Raw genomic sequence first — 5,649 nt, forward strand, 5'->3', positions numbered from 1 at the left:
GGGTTTGTATTTAGTTGTTGTTCTCTCTGGTGTACCTTGCTCGGCGCTGGGTGCGGGGGGGCCCCCCCCCCCCCTCGCCCGCGGCGGCGGGCTGGTGGATGGCGACGAGGCCGGCCTCGGCCAGGTCGGCCACGAGGATGCGGGCGACACCGAGCGGCACGCCGGCCAGTGCGGAGATCTCCGCGATGGATTTGACCTCACGGCAGAGGTTGACGATCCGGGCGTGCTCGGGCAGCAGGCCGCCGGTGCGCTCGGCCGATCCCGTGGTCGAGATCAGGGCCTCGATGGCGAGCTGGTAGCGGGGCCGGGTCCGGCCGCCGGTCATCGCGTACGGGCGGACCAGCGGCTGCTGCTCGTAGCCGTCGGACTGCTGCCCGCCGTAGCCGCTGCCGTACCCGCTGCCGTACGGGCCGGCGGGTGTCGAGGGCGGGGTCATGGGTCCTCCTTGTGCTGCGGCCTCGGGCAGCAGGTTCCAGCTGGGGCGTTCCAGCTGAGGCGGGATCAGCTGCCTGAGGGTAGCTGAGGGTCGAGCGCCGGGACCGGTCGGGTCGGACCCGGCGGGGAGGTGGGACGGTGGATGGGTGGGTGCCGTGCGGGCCCCCGGTCAGTGCAGGAGACTGCCCTGGAGTTCTGCGCGGAGTGCGGGGGTGAGGACGGCGCCTGCGCGGTCGACGAGCAGGGCCATCTCGTAGCCGACGAGGCCGATGTCGGAGTCGGGGGCGGCCAGGACGGCGAGGGCGGAGCCGTCGCTGACGGCCATGAGGAACAGGAAGCCCCGTTCCATCTCGACGACGGTCTGGTTGACCTCGCCGCCCTCGAAGATCCGGCTGGCGCCGGAGGTGAGGGAGGTGAGGCCGGAGGCGACGGCGGCGAGCTGGTCGGCGCGGTCCCGGGGGAAGCCCTCGGACATGCACAGCAGGAGGCCGTCCGCGGAGACCACCACGGTGTGGGACACCCCGGGGGTGTTGTCCACGAAATTGGTGATCAGCCAGTTCAGGTTCTGTGCGGCCTGGCTCATCTGGTTCAACTCAACGCTCCTGGTGATCTGCGCCGTTGCCGTCGCTCCGGCCCCCGAAACTATCGAACCCGGGCTGCTGGGCACCATGCTGGAAGCCGGGCCGGCCGGGCTGGCCGACCTGCTCCGCGCCCGCCCGGCGGCCCTGCTGGATGCCGCGGCGGAGGTTGGTCAGCCGGCCGCGCACCTCCTCGGGGGCCCGGGAGACCTGGGGACCGGTCAGCGGGGAGGCCTCGGCGGTGCCGGAGACCAGGTTGGCCTGCGGGGTCCGCCGGGGGAGGCCGGACATCGTGACGCCGCTGGTCGAGGGCTCCCGTACCTGCTCCGCGCGGCGCCAGCGCTCGTCGTTGGCCGACGGACGCCACGGGGCGTCGCCCTCACCGGGCTGCGGCTGGCCCTGGGGGACCTGCTGCTGCGGCGCGGCCTGCTGGCCGTGCTGGCCCTGGGGGGCCTGCTGCCGGGGCGGGCGGCCCTGGGGCTCCTGCCGGGCCTCCGGCGCCGAGGTGCCGGGGCGGCGCGGCTGGTACGCCGGCGGCCGGGCGTCCTGCGCGGCCCACGGCTGCTGCCCGGCGCCGCCCTCGGACGAGCCGGTCGGCAGCGCCATCGGCTCCTGGCGGACGGGCTCCGGACGGGCCTGCTCCTGGCGGACCGGCTCCGGGCGCACCGGGTTCGGCACGTTCGGCAGCACCGGCTCGACCAGGCCGAGGCCCAGCGGGTCGCGCGGGTCGATCTGGCTGGCCTCGAAGCGCGGGCGGGCGAACTGCTGGGTGCTCTCGACCGGGGCCGGTTCGGCCGGCGGGAGCTGGGCCTGCGGGGCCTGCTGCTGCGGGAGCTGCGGCTGGCGGTCGCGCTGCGGCGCGTCCGGGCCGGGGCGCTGCGGACGGCGCGGGGCCTGCGGACCCTGGCCGCCGGGGCCCTGCGGACCCTGCGGACCCTGGCCGCCGGGACCCTGGGGACCCTGGGGACCCTGCGGACCCTGACCGCCAGGGCCCTGCGGGCCGGGGCGGCCGGGCTGGCGGCGCTGCGGCAGGCCGTCCTGCGGGCGGTTGCCCGGGCGGGCGCCCTGGCGCGGCGCACCCGGCGCACCGGGTGCACCCGGGCGGCCGTGCTGCGGCTGCTCGCCGGTGCGGGGACCACCGTTCGGGTCGCCACCGGGGCGCGGGCGCTCCTGGCCGGGGCGGCCGGGCGCACCCTGCGGTCCGCCGGGCTGACCGGGCTGACCGGGCTGACCGGGCTGACCGGGGCCGCCGGGCTGCTGGCCGCGGCGGGGCAGGCCGGGGCCGCCCTGCGGCGGGCCCTGGCGGCCGGGGCCGCGCTGCGGCAGGCCACCCTGGGCCGACTGCTGCGGCTGCTGAGCCTGCTGCGGCTGCTGGCCCGGCAGACCCGGCTGACCCTGCGGGACGACCGGGTTCTCGCGGAGCGCCTTGCCGACCTGACGGGTGGGCAGGCCGCCGGTGCGTCCGCCGGGCGCACCGGGAGCGGTCGGGGCACCCGGCGCCGCCGGGGCGGCCGGACCGCCCTGGCCGAGCTGCGGGCGGCCCTGCGGGGCACCGCCGGCCGGGCCCTGGCCGAGCGCGGCCGGACCGCCCTGGCCGGCCGGCATCTGGCGCTGCTGGCGCGGCGTCGGGGCGACCCCGCGCTGCTGCTTGGCCTGCGCCGGACCGGGGCGGCCGGCGGTGCGGCGGTCGGCGGAGTTGGTGACGTCCACCGGGAGCATGACGAGCGCGGTGGTGCCGCCGGAGTCGCTGGGGCGCAGCTGGATGCGGATGCCGTGTCGCAGGGACAGGCGGCCGACCACGAAGAGGCCCATGCGGCGGGAGACGGAGACGTCCACCGTCGGCGGGTTGGCGAGGCGCTCGTTGATCTCGGCGAGGTCGTCGGGGCTCAGGCCGATGCCGGTGTCGTGGATCTCGACCAGCACGCGGCCGTCGGGCAGCGCGTGGCCGGTGACCCGGACGCGGGTCTGCGGGCTGGAGAACGAGGTGGCGTTCTCCAGCAGCTCGGCGAGCAGGTGGACGAGGTCGTTGACGACGCGGCCGGCGACCTCGGCCGACGGCACCGCGGCGAGTTCGATGCGCTCGTACTGCTCCACCTCGGACGCGGCGGCGCGGAGCACGTCGACCAGCGGGACGGGGCGGGTCCAGCGGCGGCCCGGGTCCTCGCCCGCGAGGACGAGGAGGTTCTCGCCGTTGCGGCGCATGCGGGTCGCGAGGTGGTCGAGCTTGAAGAGGTTGGCGAGCTGGTCCGGGTCCGCCTCGCGGCTCTCCAGCTCGGAGATGAGCGACAGCTGGCGCTGGATGAGGCCCTGGCTGCGGCGCGAGAGGTTGGTGAACATCGCGTTGATGTTGCCGCGGAGGAGGGCCTGCTCGGCGGCGAGGCGGACGGCCTCGCTGTGCACCATGTCGAACGCGTGGGCCACGTGGCCGATCTCGTCCGTGGAGTCGACGGCGACGGGTTCGACGGTGACGTCGACGTCGTGCGGGTCGCTCTCGGAGAGCGTCTTGACCAGCTCGGGCAGCCGCCGCTCGGCGACGTCCTCGGCCGCGGCCTGCAGGCGGGTCAGCGAGCGCACCATCGAGCGGGCGATCAGACCGGCGCCACCGAGGGCGACGAGCAGCACGAGGGCGACGGCGCCGGCGATGATCAGGGCGTCGGTGTCGGCCTGGGACTGGAGGTCCTGGGCCTTTCCGTCCAGGTTCTCCAGCAGCTTGGACTCGATCCGCTGCTCGGCCTTGATCTTGGCGGTGGCCTTCTCGTACCAGTCCTTGTAGCTGACCGGGTCGGTCTGGTGGATACCGCTCTGCTGGAGGATCGAGCGCGAGTAGCGGTCGGCGTCGGCGACGACGTTGTTGTAGCTCAGCTGCCCGCGCAGGTTGTCCAGGTCGTGCGCGGTGTAGATGTTGTTGAACGTCGTGAGCGCGTTGTCGTACGTCGTGCGCAGGCGGATGCCGAAGGACTCGTCGCTCAGGCTGAGGTCGGGGGCCTTGGGGTTGGCGAGCGCGGCGCTGATCAGGGCGCGCTGCTGCGAGGTCGCGTCCTTGGCCAGCGAGAACTGCTGGAGCGCGCGGGTCGCGACGACCAGGTCCTTGTTGTTCGACGCGAGCGCTATGTCCTGGGTGATGGACAGCAGGTCGCGGATGATCACGTCGTACGCGGTGATCGTCGACTGGATGTTCTGGTTGTTCTGGTACGGCGTGTTGCGCGCGTCCGAGATCGAGTTGAGGTCCTTGCGGATCTGGAACAGCAGCGCCTTGCCGCCGGAGAGTTCGAGGTTCTCGAACTTGTCGGAGGAGGCGGTGAAGGTCCGGCTCAGGTCGTCGGTGGTCTTGCGCGCGGAGACGATGTCGTCGTCCAGCGGGTCGCTCGGCCGGTTGGTGATCGGGCCGGCGCTGATGTCGCGCTCGGTTTGCAGCGCGTCGGCGAGGTTGGTCGCCTTCTTGGCCAGGTCGGACAGGTTGGCCATCTGGGCGAGCTGCTGCGAGGCCTGCATCGAGGTCTGGATGCGCAGGCCACCGAGGACCAGCGAGACCAGGACGGGCAGCGCGAGCAGCGCGATCAGTCGGGTCCGGATCCGCCAGTTGCGCATCGCGAGCCGGCTCAGACCGGTGGCGCGGCGCCTGGTGAGGGACGTGCGGAGCTTGTCGCGGGCGGATTTCCGGTCCTGGCTGTCCTGCTCCGGGCGGCCGGTGCCCTCGGGCGTCGGCGGTTCGGCCGGGCCACCGGGGGCCGCCGCCGGCTGGGGGGCTGCCACAGGCTCGCGCGACTCCGGGTTCCCCGCGGCGCCGCTACCCCTCTTGAAACGTCCCTGCACTGGCGTCGCAACCTCTGGACCGGGCGTCCCGCCGCGTTGCCACGGCCTGGACGGTGTCGAGTTTCCATCCGCACCCCGGCCGGTCCGGGAGAGCGGGCACCGGGGTGGACTGCTCCCTACCCACGGTCCGTGGCATTCCAGCACAGCGAGGGAATCCCAACAAGGGCCGCCGGGAACCATCGGTCACGGCTACCGACCGCGTGCGCGGTTTCACGGACTGTGCGGTAACCGGACCGGAATACCGCCTTTTTCGGACACTCGTCCGATACATGCCAACGAGACCCTAGATCGACAAGAGTCGCAGACCTGCCGGAATGCCCGGTATCGGTGTTTTGTCGGGAAATCCCGTTCCGGTGAAATGTCGGATATCGGAGATTTGCAGACCTATTTGTGAGCAAAATCACAGGCGAATGTGTAGCTTTGGTCACGGTCCCTGTGGAATGAGATCTCGTAACCTGGCTGCATCCGGAGCACGGCCCCGATCAGCCTGCCCAGAATCCCTCCGAATCAATCGGACTCACTCAGGCCGTGCCGCCGCCGTCGTGGCGCGCCCGGCCGCGAACACGAGGTGCTGACTCGATGTCCCAGGCGAAGAAGGCCACCAAGTCCACGCTGCCCTGCCGCTCCACGGCGAACCCGCGCCGGACCACGCTGGCCTCGGTCGAGGACTTCAGCAAGATCCCCGGCGCCCGCAAGCCCGAGGACAAGGCCGTCACCTACTCGACCGACCTGCCCGGCAACACCGCGAACCCGCGCCGCACCCAGCTGATGGTCGCGCCGGTGGCCGTCCCGCAGGACTGATCCCGCCCCGCGCCGCGCGAAG

General features: G+C 73.4%; 4 protein-coding genes. 1 reads left to right on the forward strand and 3 read right to left on the reverse strand.

Features of this window, described 5'->3' with window-relative positions; all coding sequences use genetic code 11:
- Nucleotides 1-10 precede the first annotated feature (10 nt).
- The 3 genes from ACFV4G_RS42010 to ACFV4G_RS42020 form a co-directional block, all read right to left on the reverse strand.
- On the reverse strand, nt 11-436 hold the full coding sequence (locus tag ACFV4G_RS42010) for a DUF742 domain-containing protein (protein ID WP_380448661.1): 426 nt from the start codon (nt 434-436) through the stop codon (nt 11-13).
- 168 nt (nt 437-604) lie between these two features.
- The gene (locus ACFV4G_RS42015; RefSeq protein WP_030248297.1) at nt 605-1,018 is read right to left on the reverse strand and encodes a roadblock/LC7 domain-containing protein; all 414 of its coding nucleotides are present in this window, start codon (nt 1,016-1,018) and stop codon (nt 605-607) included.
- A 10-nt stretch (nt 1,019-1,028) separates the two neighbouring features.
- Nucleotides 1,029-4,601 carry a nitrate- and nitrite sensing domain-containing protein gene (locus ACFV4G_RS42020; protein ID WP_380448669.1) on the reverse strand — a complete coding sequence of 1,191 codons (3,573 nt, stop codon included), beginning with the start codon at nt 4,599-4,601 and terminating at the stop codon, nt 1,029-1,031.
- 804 nt (nt 4,602-5,405) lie between these two features.
- Between ACFV4G_RS42020 and ACFV4G_RS42025 the strand changes: the two genes are divergently transcribed.
- A complete protein-coding gene (locus ACFV4G_RS42025; protein ID WP_380448663.1) occupies nt 5,406-5,627 on the forward strand; it encodes a hypothetical protein in 222 nt (73 codons plus the stop codon).
- The last annotated feature ends 22 nt before the right edge of the window (nt 5,628-5,649 follow it).

The sequence above is a fragment of the Kitasatospora sp. NPDC059747 genome, from assembly GCF_042732955.1.
In the GTDB taxonomy this organism is placed as follows: domain Bacteria; phylum Actinomycetota; class Actinomycetes; order Streptomycetales; family Streptomycetaceae; genus Kitasatospora.